This window comes from Thermoanaerobacter brockii subsp. finnii Ako-1, assembly GCF_000175295.2.
GTDB classification, from domain to species: Bacteria; Bacillota; Thermoanaerobacteria; order Thermoanaerobacterales; family Thermoanaerobacteraceae; genus Thermoanaerobacter; species Thermoanaerobacter pseudethanolicus.
The window spans coordinates 1,977,139-1,997,135 of sequence record NC_014964.1; the positions used below are offsets into that span (position 1 = coordinate 1,977,139).

The 19,997-nt window shown below is 34.2% G+C and carries 14 protein-coding genes; all 14 read right to left on the minus strand.

What is annotated here, in order from left to right:
- Positions 1-8 precede the first annotated feature (8 nt).
- The 14 genes from THEBR_RS09840 to THEBR_RS09905 all read right to left on the minus strand — a co-directional run bounded on the left by THEBR_RS09840 (position 9) and on the right by THEBR_RS09905 (position 19,925).
- The gene (locus tag THEBR_RS09840) at positions 9-770 is read right to left on the minus strand and encodes a TSUP family transporter (protein WP_003869880.1); all 762 of its coding nucleotides are present in this window, start codon (positions 768-770) and stop codon (positions 9-11) included.
- 274 nt (positions 771-1,044) lie between these two features.
- Entirely contained in the window at positions 1,045-2,010 is a 966-nt protein-coding gene (gene dusB, locus THEBR_RS09845; protein ID WP_041589987.1) for a tRNA dihydrouridine synthase DusB, read from the minus strand.
- A 140-nt stretch (positions 2,011-2,150) separates the two neighbouring features.
- Positions 2,151-5,831, minus strand: a complete 3,681-nt coding sequence (locus THEBR_RS09850) for a 5'-nucleotidase C-terminal domain-containing protein (protein ID WP_013570844.1) — start codon at positions 5,829-5,831, stop codon at positions 2,151-2,153.
- Between the two features lie 379 nt (positions 5,832-6,210).
- The gene (locus THEBR_RS09855) at positions 6,211-7,377 is read right to left on the minus strand and encodes a mannitol-1-phosphate 5-dehydrogenase (protein ID WP_012269671.1); all 1,167 of its coding nucleotides are present in this window, start codon (positions 7,375-7,377) and stop codon (positions 6,211-6,213) included.
- A gap of 1 nt (position 7,378) precedes the next feature.
- Entirely contained in the window at positions 7,379-7,819 is a 441-nt protein-coding gene (locus tag THEBR_RS09860; protein ID WP_004399758.1) for a PTS mannitol transporter subunit IIA, read from the minus strand.
- A complete protein-coding gene (locus THEBR_RS09865; protein ID WP_013570845.1) occupies positions 7,812-9,866 on the minus strand; it encodes a BglG family transcription antiterminator in 2,055 nt (684 codons plus the stop codon). The genes THEBR_RS09860 and THEBR_RS09865 overlap by 8 nt, the downstream gene beginning before the upstream one ends.
- 11 nt (positions 9,867-9,877) lie before the next feature.
- Complete coding sequence (locus tag THEBR_RS09870; protein WP_004399755.1) at positions 9,878-11,314, minus strand: PTS mannitol transporter subunit IIBC; 1,437 nt, start codon at positions 11,312-11,314, stop codon at positions 9,878-9,880.
- Positions 11,315-11,463: 149 nt separating this feature from the next.
- Positions 11,464-12,858 (minus strand): glycoside hydrolase family 1 protein, encoded by a 1,395-nt coding sequence (locus THEBR_RS09875; protein ID WP_009051876.1) that lies wholly within the window; start codon positions 12,856-12,858, stop codon positions 11,464-11,466.
- Between the two features lie 97 nt (positions 12,859-12,955).
- Positions 12,956-14,266 (minus strand): 6-phospho-beta-glucosidase, encoded by a 1,311-nt coding sequence (locus THEBR_RS09880; RefSeq protein ID WP_012269673.1) that lies wholly within the window; start codon positions 14,264-14,266, stop codon positions 12,956-12,958.
- A complete protein-coding gene (locus THEBR_RS09885) occupies positions 14,259-14,591 on the minus strand; it encodes a PTS sugar transporter subunit IIA (RefSeq protein WP_012269674.1) in 333 nt (110 codons plus the stop codon). The genes THEBR_RS09880 and THEBR_RS09885 overlap by 8 nt, the downstream gene beginning before the upstream one ends.
- Before the next feature lie 19 nt (positions 14,592-14,610).
- The gene (locus THEBR_RS09890) at positions 14,611-14,922 is read right to left on the minus strand and encodes a PTS sugar transporter subunit IIB (RefSeq protein WP_012269675.1); all 312 of its coding nucleotides are present in this window, start codon (positions 14,920-14,922) and stop codon (positions 14,611-14,613) included.
- A gap of 30 nt (positions 14,923-14,952) precedes the next feature.
- Positions 14,953-15,702 (minus strand): carbohydrate deacetylase, encoded by a 750-nt coding sequence (locus tag THEBR_RS09895; protein ID WP_012269676.1) that lies wholly within the window; start codon positions 15,700-15,702, stop codon positions 14,953-14,955.
- An 87-nt stretch (positions 15,703-15,789) separates the two neighbouring features.
- The gene (locus THEBR_RS09900) at positions 15,790-17,052 is read right to left on the minus strand and encodes a PTS sugar transporter subunit IIC (protein ID WP_012269677.1); all 1,263 of its coding nucleotides are present in this window, start codon (positions 17,050-17,052) and stop codon (positions 15,790-15,792) included.
- Positions 17,053-17,219: 167 nt separating this feature from the next.
- On the minus strand, positions 17,220-19,925 hold the full coding sequence (locus THEBR_RS09905; RefSeq protein ID WP_012269678.1) for a sigma-54-dependent transcriptional regulator: 2,706 nt from the start codon (positions 19,923-19,925) through the stop codon (positions 17,220-17,222).
- Between the last annotated feature and the right edge of the window lie 72 nt (positions 19,926-19,997).

A 19,997-nucleotide genomic window follows, 5' to 3' on the forward strand; every position in this document is an offset into this window, starting at 1 on the left:
GTCTTACTTTAATGATTTGTTATATCAAAAATCATTTTCACTGCATACAACAAAGTGACAGAAATCAATATAGGCCTTATAAGCCGAGCTCCATTTTTTATAGCCAGCTTTGTCCCCAATCTTGCCCCCAGTATCATTGCTAACGCCATGGGAATTGCAATAGAATACAATATCTTACCATGTAACGCAAACATAATTAGTGAAGTTATATTGCTTACAAAATTCAGTATTTTCCCATTTCCTGCACTTATTTTAAAATCATAATTCAAAAGTGTTAAGAATAAAAAAATGTAAAATGAACCTGTTCCCGGTCCAAAAAAGCCATCATAAAAGCCAAGAATTATAGAAATTATAAGGCCTATTGCAATAGTCTTTTTATTAACGCCTTCAAATTTGTTTTCATTGCCTATATTTTTAACAAACAAGGTATATATTGCAACAAACATCATTAGAATAATTATAATTATCCTTAATTGCGAGCTATCTAACAAAAGTACAGTTTTGACTCCAAGAATTGCACCTAATAAAGTCCCAAATACTAAGTATTTTAACAAATCTCCATCATACACTCTATACTTTATAAAAGTTAAAGAACTAGTAAAAGAAGCACAAGAAGCAGCAAATTTGTTAGTTCCAAGCGCAAAAGCTGGAGGTACTCCAAGTACTAAAAGCCCTGGAAGGCTTATTATACCGCCTCCACCCGCTATAGAATCAATAAAAGCAGCTGCAAATCCTATACCGCAAAGTGCTACAATATATTCAATTGACAACGTTACCACCTCAATGTAAATAAAATACTCCTCAATTTATAATAGCATCTCTTTTACATTTTGTCACTTATCTTTTAAAAGTCCTGCTAAAATCGCTGCAGGACTCAGGCTGTAGACAAGTTTTTTAATAAGCTTCCTCTTTTTTGCGCAAAGTGCATTTCGAAGTATCTTAGTGTGTCCCCTCTGCTCAAAACAAGCCTTAGGCATACTTAGATACTTAAAATGCACTTAAGGATATAAGCAGGAGACTTTTAATACAATAAAAAGTTCGTCTTCAATCTGCATAGGTCTTTGCTATATTTAATAAAAACTCTTTTATTTGCTCATATTTTTCCATTTTAAATACTGCTTCCCTGAGTTTGGCGCTGCCATATAATCCCTTTAAATACCAAGCAATATGTTTTCTCATTTCAAGAATACCTGTACGTTCACCTTTGTATTCTATCATCATTTCCAAATGCCTGATAATCACTTCTATTTTTTCTTGTATTGTCGGCTCAGGAAGTAATTCTCCGGTATTTAAAAAATGTACAGTTCTTTTAAATATCCAAGGATTGCCCTGCGCCCCTCGTCCTATTAAAATTGCATCACATCCCGTTTCCTCCAACATTCTTTTTGCATCTTCTGGTGTAAATATATCGCCATTACCAATAACAGGTATTTTTACGCTTTCTTTAACTTTTTTTATTATACTCCAGTCTGCTTTTCCAGAATAAAATTGTTCTCTCGTCCTTCCATGTACTGCTACTGCTTTAATGCCAGCCTTTTCAGCAATTTGTGCTATTTCTACAGCATTTACGTGATTATCATCCCACCCTTTTCTTATTTTAACTGTCACAGGTTTATTTGATGCTTTCACAACAGATTCCATTACTTTTTCTGCTAATTCTGGTTTTAGCATGAGTGCTGCTCCATCACCATTTTTAACTATTTTAGGGGTAGGACATCCCATGTTTATATCGAGAATTAAAGCTTTGCTGTCATTTAGCCTTCTTGCTATCTCCCCCATAATATCTGGATCAGAACCAAATATTTGAAGAGCCACCTTCTCTTCCTCATCAATATCTGTCAACACTTTTGTATTTTCACTGCCATAATAAAGGCCTTTGGCACTAACCATTTCTGTGTATGCAAGGCCACAACCCATTTCTTGACAAATCAATCTAAAGGACTTATCTGTAACTCCTGCCATAGGAGACAAAAATACGTTATTTTTTAAAACTACATCGCCTATTTTCAAACTTATTTCATCCCTTTCGCTGTAAATCTCCTGTATATAATCCACTTACTTATATATTTTATCACATATTTTCTTCTCTCCAACAGTTTTTGCAAAAAAGAAAAGCTGCGGTTTCCCACAGCTTTTCTCTTCTTTAGCTTCTATTTTGTATATTTTGCGTATACATATCCAAATCCGCCATTATACTGTATCTGATACCATCCATTATATTCTCCAACTACTTTTAGTTCTGTACCATATGGTACTGCTCCTATCTTCTTTGCATTTATAGAATTCCCTACTCTTACATTTAATCCGCTCTTAGCAGTGACTTTTACAGCTTTCAAAACAGTTACCTTTGACGGATTTGGCGTTGCAGCAACGTATTTGCCGTAAATGTATCCTGTTTTGCCATTGTAGTCAATCTTGTACCATCCATTGACTTCTTCAAGCAATGTCACAACTTTTCCGGCAGGAAGTACTCCTATAATTTTGCTTGAAGTGCTTGCACCTGCCCTCACATTAAGCGCTGATGCAGTTACAATGCCATAGTTGTATACAGGTTGTGGTGCAGGTTGTGGTTGCGGAGTTGGAGCGGGCGTTGGTTGTGTTACTGGTGATGGTGTTTCTTCTGCCACAGGAGTAGTTGATACATACCAGTATTTCTCGACGGTTGGTGTAATTGTACCATGCTCTTGAATATATCTGATCATCAAATTCCTTACCTGTCCGTCGTCGCCATAAGCTTTTGCGGAATCAAATACAATTTCTGGATTTGTTATTCCAGCAGCTTGCATAAATCCACCGCCGCCGTTGAATCTGTAGTTGTTTATTGCTACTGTGAATACATCGTCATCTTTTACAAGTTTGCCATTGACTTTGAGATTCTTAATTCTATGTCCTGCAGGTTGTGTTAAATCTATTACATAGCTTGCACCGTACAATTGGTCAAGATTGTAATCAGGTATATTCAAAGTAGGATCTTTTGTTATAGGATCATTTGGCGAGGAAACTTGTTTGTAATACCTTGCTGACCATTCCAACCAGTCTTTTAACTGTTTCCCAGTCATCTTTATTCCATACAAATAGTTTTCATATACATATACACCCATGATGTCTTGAATTGTTATATCGCCTTTCAATATCTTCGCTGAGCTGCTAAGTGGTGCAGCAATTGACAGATCAGTTTTTGCATAATATTTTTGAACTTTATTGATAAGGTCCATTATAGCTGTCTCTTTTACTGTCTGTTCAGTACCTAAGAAGTCACCTGTTGCAACACCGATTTTTGTTCCTATATATTTAAGTGTTGCATCTTGATATGGTTGTGCAAGGTTTAAAATATCGGGGTCTGCTTGTACAGAATCATCCATTTTTATAGTTGCACTCCATTTGCTATCTATTACCCATTTTCCATCAGCATTTTTGCTTATATTAAAGTTTATCTGTGATACATATTGTCCCCATTTACCAGGTTCTGTCACTATAACTGTTTCTCCTGCCGGGTTCTTATATGTGTGCTGTGATATAATAGCATGTGTATGTCCTGCAACTATTGCATCAATGCCATTTACTTGCGTTGCTACAGCAATAACTTGATTTTCAGGTATTACATCTGTCGGTGATTCTTCACCAGAGTGCATTGCAACAACTACAATGTCTGCTCCTGCTTCTCTTAACTTTGGTACCCACTTATTTGCTTCCTCTACAAGGTCATTGAAGTGTAATCCTGCATAGTGGTCTTTATCTTCCCATGATGGTATAGTTTTAGTCGTAAGGCCTAATATACCCACTTTTACAGGTCCTTGTGGCGTATCAAATGTCTTAATATAGTAAGGGTCAACAAAGTTTGTTCCGTCATCTTTGTAAGTATTTGCTGAAAGCACATGTATGCCTTCATTTCTCATATCATTTATAACCCTATTCAAAACGTCAAGCCCATAATTGTATTCATGGTTGCCCAATGTCCAGGTATCGTATTTCATTGCTCCCATTACTTTTGCTAATGGATACTCTGTAGTGGTATCTATCTTGTCATAATAGTAAGAAAGTGGTGTTCCTTGTATTGTGTCTCCATTGTCTACTAATACCACATAAGGATATTGCGCTCTTACCTGTTTTACATAAGTAGATACCTTTGCAAGACCTTGATTTGCTGGTTTTGCAGTATTGTAGTCCCATGGGAATATATTGCCATGTATATCTGACGTAGCAAGTACTGCTATTGTCGCATCACTCATTTTAGCCGGTGCAATTCTATTATCTATTTTTGAAGTAACTGTCTTTTGGGCTTTAACTGCATCTATGAATGCATCTCTTACAAGCTTATATGTGTCAACATAAGTTTTTACAACATCAGGGTCTGTAAATCCTGTAAAGCCATCTCCGCCAGTGCCCATAAAGTTGTTTGTCGCAACAAGATAAGTTTTATCCATGAGTATTGGCGTTCCGTCGGACTTTCTCATATCAAATACTCTTTGCATTGAAGGCTTAGATGGATCATACTTGAAAGTAAGTCCCGCAACCTGTATACCCTTGCCACCATCTTGTACAGCCTGCTCAAGGATAGTTTTTACTTGCGCCCCTGTCATTTTCATTGTAACTATTGTGTTGTCAAAAGGCATCAATTGATACATCATTCCAACAGTTATATCGCCTTTTGGAATATCTATCCTAAGCCCACCATTATTGGCAAATCCAAAATCTGCTCCAACTGCATCCTTTGTCACTTGTGCTGCCCAATTGCCTAAGAGAGAATCTCCATAAGGTTGCGCACTTTGAGTCCTTGTCAAGTCAATTGCAGCTTGACCTATCACTTCGTTAAATATTGGTCCTACATCTTGAACAGCTTTATCAACAATGGCTTGTACTTCAGGATCCACTACAGGATTTTGTGTAGAATACAAACCTGTAATATCAATGTATTGCATATCGCCTGTTGTAACCGTGCCATCATTATTTAATGTTATCTTTAAATCGATGAATCCTCTGCCATAATAGTAAGCAACCCCTACAGGAATTCCATTTACTCTTGTAGTGACAATTGAATGTGTATGTCCACCAAATATCGCATCTACACCTTGAACTTGCTTTGCAAAGTCTATAAGATTACCTGTTGCATTACCTGACTTATCTTGATATGCACCCATATGTGCCAGTACAACAACTATTTGCGCACCTTGTTGTCTTAACTGCTGTGCTAAGTCATTTACAATTGGAACAGGATCTTTAAATTCAACATTTTGTATATATGCAGGCATTATTATATTTGGGAATTCTTTATTGTCTACGATGCCAATTATACCGATTTTTACTCCATCTTTTTCAATCATTACATATGGTTTTACATAATTCACCGGTTGCCCCGTTGTTTTATCATACACATTTGCTGCAAGAACAGGAATTGTAGAATTTTTCAATGTAGCATTTTGCGTATCAATTACCGAATCAATTCCCCAATCATATTCATGGTTTCCAAGAGTCATTGCATCAAAACCAATATTTTTCATCATTTCAATGACTGGTTGTCCTTTTAAGACGTTGGAAAGCGGCGTTCCCTGGAACATATCTCCGTCAGATAAAATTACAGTTCTGTCAGGATTTTGAGCTTTTATGTCTTTAATTTGTTTTGCCAAAACACCTGCTATTTGCTGCTTATAAATTGTCCCATCACTTAATTTACCGTCATTTTGTAAATAACCGTGAAAATCGGTGACTTCTATAAAGTCAAATGTTTTGGACGTTGCAGCAAAGGCTATCTGCGGTACCGCAGAGAAAAACATGCTAAATACCATTATTGCTCCAACAAATATTGCAAGTATCCTTGACCTTGACCTAAACATTTACATCCTCCTTTTACTAGTATTTTTGTTCTTAGAAAACAAATAGATTTTCAACAACCACCTCCATAGAAATTACAGGAAAAATTTTAGACTTTTTAAGTATACCAGCGGAGTGTTAAATATAAGTTAAACTATTATTAATTTTGTGTAAAGTACATCATACATCAGATGTCAGACAAGTCTTAATATAATTATATAAAAGACTTTTTTGACCTTCAACAGCGATTTAGTGCAATATCACATGTTTATTCCCAATTTTACTCCCATTTGCTCTTTATTTTATACGTTTACTTAGTATTGTAAACATTTTTAAATTTATAACGATAGCTTTCATTACAAAAGAAAAAAGTGAAAAAGACGATATAGAATCCAATCTATATCATCTTTTCCTAAAAGTTTCTTTTAATTCTTTATACTTCTTTACAATTTCATGTAATAAATCACTATTTTCCTCTAAACCTGTAATTTTGCTTATTGTTTTTTCTAAGCCGAAATTTTTAATGTCATCTTGAATTTTACAAGCTTGAGGGTCCTCTTTATAATCAAACAAAAACCCTGCAGCTATACCGTATAGTATAAATTTGGGCGTAATTCCAATTTCATAACAAAGTTTGGCAGGCATCATTAACCGGTCATTTCCAGACAATTTCCTTGTAGGCTCTCTTCCCACTCTTACAACTTCGTCTTTTAAATAGGAGTTTTTGAACCTTTTTATTACCTTATTTGAATATTCTCTTAAATTATCAATTTTTATATTATGTTTTTTGGAAAGGGCGATAGAAGCTTCTTCTTGCATTTTAGAGACTATATTTCTTATAAAATCGTCCTGAATCGCTTCATGTATATATTTATACCCTTTTAAATATCCTAAATATGCAGTGGTAGCATGGGCTCCATTTAATAAAAATAATTTTCTCTCTATATAAGGTTCAAGGTCATCAACCAGTTCCGCCCCTTTGATATTTAAATCCCCAATAATTGCTTTTTTCTCAATATCCCATTCATAAAAATCTTCCACTGCTACATCTATTGGCAGTTCTTTCTTTATATCTACATTCGGTACTATTCTGTCCACAGCCGTATTAGGAAAACCAATTTTTTGATTTACGTACTCAATAAAATCTTTATCCCCCTTTTCCAATATACTATTTTTTAGTATATTTGTTGCAAACAGTGCATTTTCGCATGCCATTATATTCAAAGGTTTATCAATGTTAGCTTTTCTTATCTTTAAATAATTTCTTAATTTTTCCCCTATGCTCTTAAGATTATTAGCTCCTACTGAAGTCGTAATTATATCTGCATCTACAATAGCCTTGGATAGATTTTCTTCATCTTCGATATGAATAGCTTTGATGTTTTTTACTTCTTCCTTTTCCACATTATCTTTTAAAATAATCACATTATATCTTTTATAATTATTTATGCTTTCTACTAATTCTTTTGATATATCAACAAAAGTTATTTCATATCCAGACTTATACAACAAATATCCTATAAATCCTCTGCCTATATTCCCTGCTCCAAAATGAACCGCTTTTAACATATTATTCATCACCTTTTTGAAGTATTTCTATTATTTCTTGTTTTGTCCTTGCCTTTTTCAATTTCTCGACATTTTCTTCATACTGGCAGGTAAGAGCTATTTTTGATAATATCTCTAAATGTTCATCTCCCTTGCCTGCAATTCCTATGACAATATAGGCAATATTTCCATCTCCAAAATCTACTCCTTTAGGATATTGCGCTATAACTATTCCAGATTTTTTTATATATTTTACATACTCAGAAACACCGTGAGGAATAGCAATACCATTACCTATATAAGTTGTTACATCTTCTTCTCTTTTTTTCATACCTTCTATATATTCTTTTTCGACATAGCCATTTTTAAAAAGCAAATTCCCTACTCTTTCAATAGCTTGTATTTTAGATTCTGATGGTACATTTAATACGATATTATTTTCGTTTAGTATTTCTTTATTCATCTTCCAAAGCCTCCTGTTTATCATTTAGTATTGTAACTAAGCTATTTCTAATATCTTTGATATCGCCAAGCCTCAATATTTCATTAAAAGCTTTATCCTCTATAAGCGAAATACTTATTTTACCTAACATCTCTAATATTTCACTGCTTTCTGCTTTCCTTGCTAACATCACAAGAAAAGTGTCTACTTCTTCATAAGAAAAACCAGCACTTTTCATCTTTAATGGAGTTTTTAGTTTATAGACGCCGACAAAAGGCATTACCATTTTGTCACTTCTTGTATGAATTAAAGCAATGTGGGTGTTTGGTATGACAACATTGCCCATGGCTTCCCTTTTTTTGATTAGCTCTTCTATTTCTTTTGCATCTTCAGTAAGCATTAAATCATATAAATCTTTTGCTATGAATTTTATTAAATCTTCAATAGTTTTTGCTTCCACGTATTTTAATTGCAAATTTCGAAGTATCTCATCTGCTATTTCAAAATTTCGTCTTCTCTCCACCATCGGCAAATTCCCTGGCAATTCTTTTTCTTTCTTGACTACATATTTCTCTATAAACTCTTCTACCTTTTTAATATCTTCTTCTGTCAAAAAAGGCGATACCACAATTACATTATCTTTTAAATCTTCAAGCTTTACTGTAGAAATTATTAGGTCATAGTTATCACCCTTTTTCTTATACTCCCATATTGCCCCAATGTCAATAGCATCAACTTCTCTAAAAAGAGTCTTTAATTTAGCTGATAATATTCTCGCCGTACCAATCCCATTTGGACATATAACAAAAACTCTCAATTTTTTTGATAAAGCTTGCTGTCTTTCAATTGCAGCTCCAATATGCATTGTAATATATCCAATCTCTTCTTCCGGTATCATGAGATTATATTTAGAAAAAATTAACTTGCAAGCTTTATTTACTGCTTTAAACAAATCACCATAGTAATTTTTAATTTCTTCTACTAATGGATTGGTAGTCTGAAGTCCCATTGTCAATCTATAAAGAGCAGGTTCAAAATGCTGTGACAGTCCTACAATAAGTTGTTCGTCGCAATTTATCTTTATATTTAAAAGCCGAGAAACTTCTTCCACAACCTCTTTTGATAAATCTTGTAAAGAAATGCCAAGTTCTTCAAATCTATTTTGTTTATAGACGTATTTTTTGGGACTTAAATGAAGAGCCAAATATGCTAATTCAGCATCTGGCAAATATACTTCATTTTCTTTCAATATTTTCTCTACATCTTTCATGAAAATAAATTCATTAGAAAGTAAAATGTCCTTTACAAATTCATCGTTAAGCTGTATTGGCTTGTCTATTTTTGTTCTGTAAATAGAAACAAGTAAATGTACAAACATCCCAAAGTAATTTAAGTCGGATAAGTGACCATGTATAACATTCTTAATTTGCTGTGCAATTCTTTTCACTAATTGAACTAACTCATTGTCAAAAACTGTACTAAAGAATGTGTATACATAATTGTCTTTTTCATCATTATAGACAAAAGCTAAAAGTTCTTCTATGGGTTTATAGTTATAAAACAGCTCCACAATTGCATTTCTTTTATCTAATTCACTTCCTTCTACTTTAATCCCATAACCTCTTCTTCTGATAAGAGATAAATTTCTCATTTTCAGCCATTCTTCTATTTTGTCTAGATAGAGACTTATAGTTCCTTCTACAACATTAAATTGATAACTAAAATAAGCAGCTTTTATGGGTTCTTCTGAAAGCAACAATTGTATTGTCATCAATATTTGCCTTTGCTCTGGAGTTAAAAGCCATTGGAGAGGAATGGCACCTAAAGAAGCATGGATTTTATCTAACGCTTCTTCCTCTCCTTTTAAAATGATTTGTCCATTGTCCTCTACAATAACGGCTTTATATTTTTTTAAATTATTGTTTATAGAGGCTATTTCTCTCATAATAGTTCTTCCACTTACATCCATAAGCTTGGAAAGGTCCTCTCTATTAGAAGGACCTTTCTCTAATAAAGTTTTTAATATAAATTTTTGTCTTACAGTTAGATCTTCCATACCTTTCACCATAAATTTTTATTTTATTTTTTAAGGTTCTTTACAAATTCATCATAGACTGTATTGTCTAAAAAGTTTTTGACCGTTACAATTTTAGCATTTGGCACAACCTGAGAAGCTCTTTCTGCAAGGTTTTCCTGGGTAAATACAACATCCGCCTCTTTTGGTATTTGATTTACAGCAGAATGCTTAACTACAATATCCAATCCTGCTTCTTTTAATTTTTTCTTTAAAATAGTTTCTCCCATCGCTGACGAACCCATACCAGCATCGCAGGCAAAAACAATCATTTTAGGCATACCTTCTATTTTTTGTGCATTTGGCTTTATTTCTTCAACTTTTTGTCCTTTGCTTTGCGCTTTAAGTCCGCTAACGACCGAGCGAGCAAAGGTCATACTTTCAGCACTCATGCTTTCTTCACTTGCCCTTTTTACAATGACTGAAGCTATCAGGAAGGAAACAACAGCACCAACTGTAATACCCGCAAGTACAGGAAGTAATCCGCCTTTTGGTGCCATAGCTATTTCTGCAAATATACTACCAGGTGAAGGTGTAGCTACCAAACCCGCTTTTGTCAAAACAAATGTCGCGTCTGCAGCCATTCCACCGCCTATAACTGCCAAGAGTAGTGATGGATTCATCAAAACATAGGGAAAATATATTTCATGTATTCCGCCAAAAAAGTGTATTATGATAGCACCCGGAGCTGATTGTTTTGCATCGCCTTTTCCAAAAAGCCAATATGCCAGTAAAACCCCCAAACCTGGACCTGGATTAGTTTCCAGTAAGAAGAATATTGACTTCCCAAACTCTTTAACTTCTGCTACTCCAAGAGGAGCCAGTATGCCGTGATTTATAGCATTATTCAAAAACAATATCTTCCCTGGTTCTATAAAAATTGCTATTAAAGGTAATAAGCCTTTGTTTGTCACCCATTGAGCTGCTGCACCTAATCCTACTGAAATTCCATTTACCACTGGTTCAATGAAAAGAAATGCTAAAATTGCTAATAAACCACCTAAAATACCTGCTGAGAAATTGTTGACAAGCATTTCAAAACCTGCCGGGATTTTTCCTTCTACAAGCTCGTCAAATTTTTTAATGACATAGCCTCCCAAAGGCCCCATCAGCATAGCACCGAGAAACATCGGTATAGATGAACCGATTATGATACCAGCTGTTGCAATGGCTCCTACCACTCCACCTCTTACATCGTATACAAGTTTACCACCAGTATAACCAATTAAAATTGGCAAAAGATACGTTATCATAGGTCCAACAAGTTTAGCCAAATGTTCATTTGGAATCCACCCTGTTGGAATAAAGAAAGCAGTAATAAGTCCCCATGCTATAAAGGCACCAATATTAGGTATTACCATGCCAGCCAAGAAGCCACCAAGCCTTTGCAACTTCGCTTTTACACTTCCGCCACCAGTTATGAGAGCATTAGTGTTTTGCATAAATTTTACCTCCTTTTTGCATTTATTCTTCTATAATTATTGTAAACCCCTATATGCTTTTATGCAATTCAAAGAAAATCAGTTTTGTCATTCGTTTTCTTTGACAAAATTGAAGATAAAAAAATAACCGGCGAAAAAACCGGTTATGATTAATCAACAAATCCATTGTTTTCGGATAATTCTTTATACCAATATCCACTTTTCTTTATAGTTCTTTTCTGTGTTTTTAGATCGACAGATACAAGACCGTAACGGTTTTTATATGCATTTAAGAAGGACCAGTTGTCCATAAAAGTCCATAAATGATATCCTTTTACATTGCATCCCTCTTCAATTGCTTTATGGAGCCACTTCAAATGTTCTTTTATAAACTCTATCCTGTAATCATCTTGGATAATTCCATCTTTTATAAAACGCTCTTCTCCTTCAACTCCCATTCCATTTTCCGAAATAAAAGACCCTATATTGCCATAATTATCTCTTAAATTTATCATTATGTCATATATTCCCCTTTCGTATATCTCCCATCCTCTATAAGGATTCATTCTTCTGCCTGGCATAATATACTCATCATAAAACCAATTAGGTGTAAATACTCCATATGGATTTGGCATATTTTCTTTAGCTTTAACTCTAATTGGCTGATAATAATTTACTCCTAAATATTCCACAGTGTTATTTTTAATTAATTCTAAGTCGCTATCCGAATACTCTGGTAGATGATTGTAAGTTTTTAGAAGTTCAACAAGTTCTTTAGGATACTCTCCTTTGACAGTTGGGTCCAAAAAACTTCTGTTATAGAACAAATCTGCAATCTCTGCGGCTTTTAAATCAGCCGGATGATTACTCCTGGGATATACAGGACTTAAGTTTAAAACAATACCTATTTTAGCCCTTTCTATTTGTAATTTTTTAAATTCCTCTATTGCTCTCGCACTTGCCAGCACTGTGCCATAAGCGAATTGTACTGCTCTTTTAAAATCTACTATATCTGGATAATGGAAATTATATAAATATCCACCTAATACAGGAACTATTGGTTCATTAAATGTAATCCATCTTTTGACTCTATCTCCAAACAACTCAAAGCATGTTTTGGCATATTCAGCAAAATATTCTACTACTTTTCTATTCTCAAAACCTCCCATGTTTTGCATTTCTATAGGCATGTCAAAGTGAAATAGCGTAACAAACGGTTCTATATCATTTTTTATAAGCTCATCAATGACACTGTTATAAAACTCTACGGCTTTTTTATTGACTTCACCAACACCACCAGGTATCAGCCGCGACCATGAAATAGAAAATCTAAAAGAGTTATGTCCAAGTTCTTTCATCAGTTTTATATCGTCTTTATATCTGTGGTAAAAATCAGATGTTACTTGAGGGCCTACTCTATCGAAAAAGCGATTTGGCTCGTTTTTGTACCAATAATCCCATACATTCATTCCCTTTCCATCTTCATTTGCAGCTCCCTCTATTTGTACTGCTGACGTTGCAGACCCCCACCAGAATCCTTCAGGAAATTTGTATTCTTTAGCCATAATTATTTTCCTCCTTGCGCAAGATAATTCAAAATATTATTTAAAAAGTAAAAAGTAATTTAACGGAAAAAATTACTTTGTAAAATCAGCAATATTTCTATTTATACTGTGGCAAATACTCTTTATTTTGCTCAAGTATATCATCAAGAATTTTTTTAGCAACAGTCGCAGAAGGTACTAATGGATGAATTGTCAACGCCTGTAAAGCTGTATAATAGTTCCCCTTTACCCCTGCTTCTATAGTAAGTTCTTCATAGGCTTTTACTGCTTGCATTAAACCCCTTATTTTCGCTGGCACATGTCCAATATTTATCGGATGAGCCCCATTTCTATCTATTATTGCATTTGTTTCTATCACCACATCATCTGGCAAATCTGCGATTGTACCATTGTTTCTCACATTGACCACATGTATGTCTTTTTTGTCATTATATATTGAACTTATCAGGGAGCAAGCAGCATCAGAATAATGAGCTCCTCCCCTTTTTTCTAATTGCGGCGGTTTTATATTCAAATTTGGGTCTTTATATAATTCAAATAATTCTTGCTCTACCTTTTTAACGACTTCTCCTCTTGTGCCTACTGTAGCAGCTTCTTTTTTCTGTTCATCAAGCATTTTATCAGTTAAATAATAATATCTGTGATATGGACAAGGATACATGCCCAGAGATTTTATAAATTCAGGGTCCCATGGAAACTCAGGTATATTTTTCATTGATAAAGATTTAGCGCCCGCAAAACTGTCTATTAGTTTTTCTGTCACGTCTTCTCCATCCAGGTAAATATGGGTACCCCATACTAAATGATTAAGACCTGCAAAATCTATATTCACTCTTTTTGGGTCAACACCAAGTATTTCTGCAATACCATATACCATGCCTATCGGTACATTGCATAAGCCAATAGCTTTTACATTTGTATGTTTTAAAACCGTTTCTGTTATAACTCCTGAAGGATTCGTAAAATTAATAAGCCATGCGTTCGGCGCAAGTTCTTCTATATCTCTACATATATCCAGTATAACGGGTATTGTCCTCTGGGCTTTTGCAAAACCACCGGGTCCAGTTGTTTCCTGACCTATAACATCATACTTTAGAGGAATTTTTTCATCTCGGATTCTGGCATCTATTCCTCCCACTCTAAACTGAGTAACAACAAAATCTGCATCTTTTATGGCTTCACGCCTGTCCAGAGTCAGATGAATGTTTATCCCTATGCCGGCTTTTTCTACCATCCTTTTTGCAAGGCCACCAACAATTTCAAGTTTTTCTTTGCCTTCTTCTATGTCCATTAAATAAATATCTCTTACGGGTAATTCTTCATATCTTTTGATAAACCCTTCAATAAGCTCAGGGGTATAACTAGAACCACCCCCTATAACTGCAATTTTTAAATCTTTTTTAGACATTGTAAGTTGCCCCCTTTGTTTGATAAATAATTTTATACAGCTCAATCATCTCTGTTATCAATTCTTTTGCAAGAATTGCATTCATGAGGTGGTCTTCTGCATGTATCAAAAGAAGTGTCACTTCTTGCTTCTCACCCTGTGCTTCTTTGTGTATCATATCCGTCTGAACATGATGTGCTTCTAAAAGCTCCTCGCTCGCTTTATTTAAACAATTTTCTGCCTCAACAAAGTTGCCTTCTTTTGCATGTTTTAATGCATCAAAACAAATGCTTCGTGCATTTCCTGCGTGAGATATAATAGTGAATACAATTTGTTCAAGATTCATTTTTTAAGCCCCCTAAATTTTATTTGTTTTTTAGCGCTTCTATTGCTAAATCCAAGGTTTTAGCTCCATCTATCATTCCATATACATTGGGTGGAATTACCCTGTAAACTTTATTCTTTTCTTTTGTCAGTTCTGCCACATATTTTTCTTTATACCTGATTTGGGGTCCCAGTAACACCACATCATAATCGTCAATTACTTTTTCCAAATTATCTGCCGCTTCTGCAAAAATGTATAAATCTTTCATCCCCCTTTTTTCGCCTTCTTTTTTCATTTTTTCAACCAACAAACTTGTTGACATCCCAGCACCACAGATTAATAGAATTCTCATTGCAAATACCCTCCTTGTACTTTTTTGAATTTATTTTAATATCGAATAGTTGGTTAATAAAATATTATTATCGCGAATAAATTGTAAAACATCTTTATCAGTCAATATTTTTCTTTCAACTTCTCTTTTTGCATGATAAGAGGATATATTCACTAATTCATCATCTACGTAAGCTGGATGGCTCATTATTTCAGTTGTTCCTTCTTCTAGACTACCCAATATAGACAACAGATTTTCTTTTTTGACACCATCATCATAAAAGGTATAAATAAAATTATCAACAGTTTTTAAACCAGCTTTAATTATTTTTTCCTTATCTAATGGAGTAGATCGTACAGGTAAGTTATATTTGTGAGCCATTTCTATGAATGCATCTATTACCTTGGAATGACTTTGTGCATGATGATGACTATCCATATGAGTTATCGTTACACCCAAAGAAAAAGCTTTTTTAATTTGCTCTTCTATCTCAATTCTGATTTGATCTACATCAGCGTCATCTAAAGAATGCGGAAAACCTCTCTTAAAATACCCTCTTTCATCTACCAGAGTATTCACTTTTTCAGGACTACTTAACGGTTTACCGGCATCTAAAGTTATGTGTATCCCAAAACCTAAATCTGGACATAATTCTTTTACTTGTAAAGCCTCATTAGCGTAAGGCATATTACACATTATAGAAGTGCTTCTTAAAATACCGTTTTTATAGCATTCAACAACTCCTTTATTAACCCCTTTTGTCAGCCCAAAATCATCAGCATTTACAATTAAATATTTCATTCACATCACTCCTATTTTATTGTAATATATATCCTGAGAGGCAATGCCTCTCAGGATATATTATTATGCCTTCGTCTCAGCTAATTTTTATTCTTTTTTAAATTGCTGCTCTTCTTCATATTTCTTATTGTCCCATAGTTTCAAGAAAGGATAGTAAATCGCTCCAGCTACAAGAAAGTTTATAATCTGCAAAATAATAGCTTTCCAATCACCTGTAGTTAAAAATCCGCTAATCAACACAGGTGTTGTCCAAGGAATCAAAGCATAAGGTCTTGCCACAAGATTTAATGCCATCGCAAAATAAGTTATAAGACCTGCTGCAATAGGAGCTAAAATAAATGGTATAATCATAACGGGATTCATCACTATTGGCATACCAAAAGTAATAGGTTCGTTTATGTTAAATATACCTGGCCAAATAGCAGCTTTACCAACTGCTTTCAATTGGGCAGATTTTGTAGCAAAAATTAAAAGCAATGCTAACGCAAGAGTTGTTCCTGAACCACCTATATATATGAAAATATCAAAAAATTGCTGTGTTACTATGTGAGGAAGAATTTTTTCGCCGGCAATTTTTGCAGCTGAATTCTCCTGAGTAAAAGTAAGCCAGATTGGCCCTAAAATTCCTCCTACTAAGGCTGCACCATGAATACCTACACTCCATAAGAACTGAATTGCTAGTATTGCAAGGATAACAGCTGGAAGTGTAGAACCTAATTTTAACAACGGAATAGCTATCAATTTATTAATAGCTTCCGGTATTGTTAAATGAATTGTTTTAATTAGTATCATGTGTATTATCCAAATAAATGTGATAGTTACAGCGCCCGGAATCAATGCTGCAAAAGCTCTACCCACAGAAGGCGGAACTCCCTCTGGCATGCGAATAATTAAATTTTTCTCTACAAATTTTCTTTGTACCTCCACTGTAAAAATTGCAAGAATCATTGCAACAAATAGTCCTTGGCTTCCCATCCACTTCAAAGGAATATTACCATCTTGGGTTAAAGGTACTGATAACATAAAAGTAGACAAACTTAATACCCCAGAGGCTAAAGGATCTATTTTGTAAGTTCCGGCAAGTGAATAAGCTATTGTAAAAGATGCAACCATAGCTATTATATCAAATGTTGCATTGACTATTTTTAGTAAGTCATTTACATAAGGTTTAACTAAAGCTTCAAGGGCTGGTATGGGCGGAAAAGCTATAATTAAGAAGAAAGACCCAATGAGAAGTAATGGCATTGTTGCAACTATTCCATCACGTATTGCCTTGAGGTGTCTTTGTTCAGCAATTCTACCTGCTACAGGCATGAAATACCTGTCGAGGAAATTAATAAGTGCATCCATTAGACCAACTCCTTTTTTAAATTTTTTGCATTATACCTTATATGCAAATGTCATGCCAAATAGTAATCGCTTCTACAAAATTGCTGCTTTTCCGCCTTCAATGACGAGGTTTATTAAACCGTTTCGATGTGTATCGTTTAAAAACGTATTCAATACACATATGTGTATCAAAGTGAATAGATTATTTTCATCATATTTACACATTCTTCGTCTGAAATCTTTACATTACATCCTTCTTCGATAATCCTTATAGCTTTTTTTATAATATCAAACTCCTTTGGGTAATTCTTAATGTATTCTTGTGTATCCTTCATGTGTATTAACTGTTTTCCTTGTAATATACGCTCAATTACACAAGCAAGATGAAGTATTAATCCTATTGTAATATCTTCATTTAAATTTACTCCTTCTCTTATTAAAGCTGCATAAAATTTTTTAAAAAAAGATATATACTTTTCTGAATCTATCTTTATATTTTCTCTTATAACCTCTTTCATGTTATCAATTATCTCGATTTGTGAAAGAGCCTCAATTTTATTTTTCAATACAGATAATTTATCATTATCAAACACATCTGATGTAGAAATATACAATATAGAATCATCCTGTGGATTTATAGCACTTACAACAGCTAAAATATTTTTTTCTTCTTTGATGTTGAGTAGTTTTCTTCTAAATTCTCTGGTGCTTTCAATTTCAATTGGAATAATATCTATATCTTGCTCTTTTAAGTCAAGGTTTTTTTCAAGTATTGATTTAAGTTTAACCGCTGTACCTTCGCCGGTTATACAAGCAGTTATGATAACATTCTTTTTAAGAGAATCTTCAAATTTAACACTGTCTTTGTAGATTCTGCCTACATAAGGACTGAAATTGACAACTGCATCATACACTTCATCTAAAGAAGCGTTAAGGATTGCCTTTCTTGCCGCCTCTAAAACCATAGGAGTGGAAACCATTTCAATTGTTTTGACGGGTATTCCTGTCCTTTCGTATATCATGTCACCAAATAATACTAGTGAACCCATGTCAACAAGAAGTAATACGCCTCTTCCTTTGTCAACTCTTTTTACAATATTAGTTAAATTATTTAACGCAACTTCTGGTTTTTGATCAAGTGGCATATTGTACCCAATTACATAATTGTCACCTAAAAGCCTATTGGAAACCTCCGCGATTGAAGTAGCAGCGGCTTCTCCATGCATTGCAACAATAATGCCTACCCTTTCGTCTTTTTCCTTTGTTTCTTCGTCAAGGCATAAAAACATTGTAACAAAACCTACTTCATCATCAGGTACTTTTATGTTAAACTCTTTTTGGACCCTTTCTCTCAAAACATTTGCCACTTCAAATTCTTTCTCATACACCTTCTTTATATTTTCCAGCTGATGATTTACAATGTCTTTGCCACTTAGTATTCTTTCGACAGAACTGGCTACATGCATAGAAAGGCCGTATAAAGTTTTCTCACTGAAGGGCCTTTTTAACTTTTTGCTGGCATAATTCAAAAAATCGTTTACTATATCAACAATCTTTTTATCTACTACTTTATATAATTCCTCCAAATTATTTTTATCCAGATTTAAGAGATACTTTTTCAAATATGTTTCTATATCAATGCTCATGATGAGTTTTATATCACTTTCGTTAAGTCCTTTTTGCTCCAAAGCTTTCCTTTTTTCCTCTAATGCCTCATAAAAATTGAATATCTGATTATTCTGTTGAATAACAGGAGTAGCATTATCGGCTGAAAACTTTATTATATCTCCTGTAATAAATTTATCAATCTCATCTTTTGACTCTTTATACCTAAACAATCCTCTTCTGACATACTCAGGTAAATCTTCAGTATGCACGCATACTCCTTTATCCCTTTTCATCATGTATCCGAGGTAAGCTTTTGCAATTGAAAGTTTTATATCACTTTTTAGTTGACCTATATTATTGGGGCAGTCATAAAGCAATAGTGCTTTTAGAGCATTTGAAGTGATCATAATATCAGTGTTAATAATAGCTGCTTCCTCTCTAAAGAAACTTTTAATAAGTTCAAATCTTTCTTCATATGTTCTTTCTGCTAAAGCCGGCAATTTAATCACCATTGGTATCCGCCTTATAAAAGTCCTAAGAAGAGTAGACTCAATGTTCTCTGTTGTAGCGCATATTATTAAAACATTCGCTTTATGTTGTGTTTCAGATTCTCCAAGCCGTCTATAAAGTCCTTTATCAATCAGATAAAAAAGCATCTCTTGTCCTTCTGGTGGAAGCCTATGGACTTCATCAAGAAAAAGTATGCCACCATCTGCTTTTTCAACAAGGCCCATTCTATCCTTATCGGCACCTGTATACGCTCCTTTTTTCACTCCAAACAGTTGTGACATTAAAAGTTGCGGATTATTAGCATAGTCAGCACAGTTAAAAGTCACAAAAGGAGCGTTTCTTTTTATTCTCCCAATTTCTTTTGCGAAACTATACATGACTTCTGCAAACATGGATTTTCCAGTACCCGTCTCCCCAAGCAAAAGTGTATGAAGGCCATTAGGAGGATAAATTATAGCAGCTTTTGCTTGCTGTACGGCATTTTTAAGGCTTAAATTAGCTCCTATTATGCTGTCAAATACATCTTTCACTACCATATCACTTTCATCAGAAACCATATCAAGTTCTTTAACCTTATACAAAACTGGTTTACCTTCAACTTTTATAACTTTTCCTTCTCTAAAAAGGGTATTTAAATCGCTGGAAGCATTTGTTCTTTGTATATTAAGGGCATGTGCAATTTCCATAGCTGAAACTCCCACTACTTCTCCTCTTTCAGCCAATTGCTTATTGCACAATTCCTTTAGACAATTATAAACTTTGTCAATTCTTTTCACATCCTTCGCCCCCTTTTACGATACATTTTATCATAAAAGACAAAAAAATAATACACTTTAAAACACTTATTT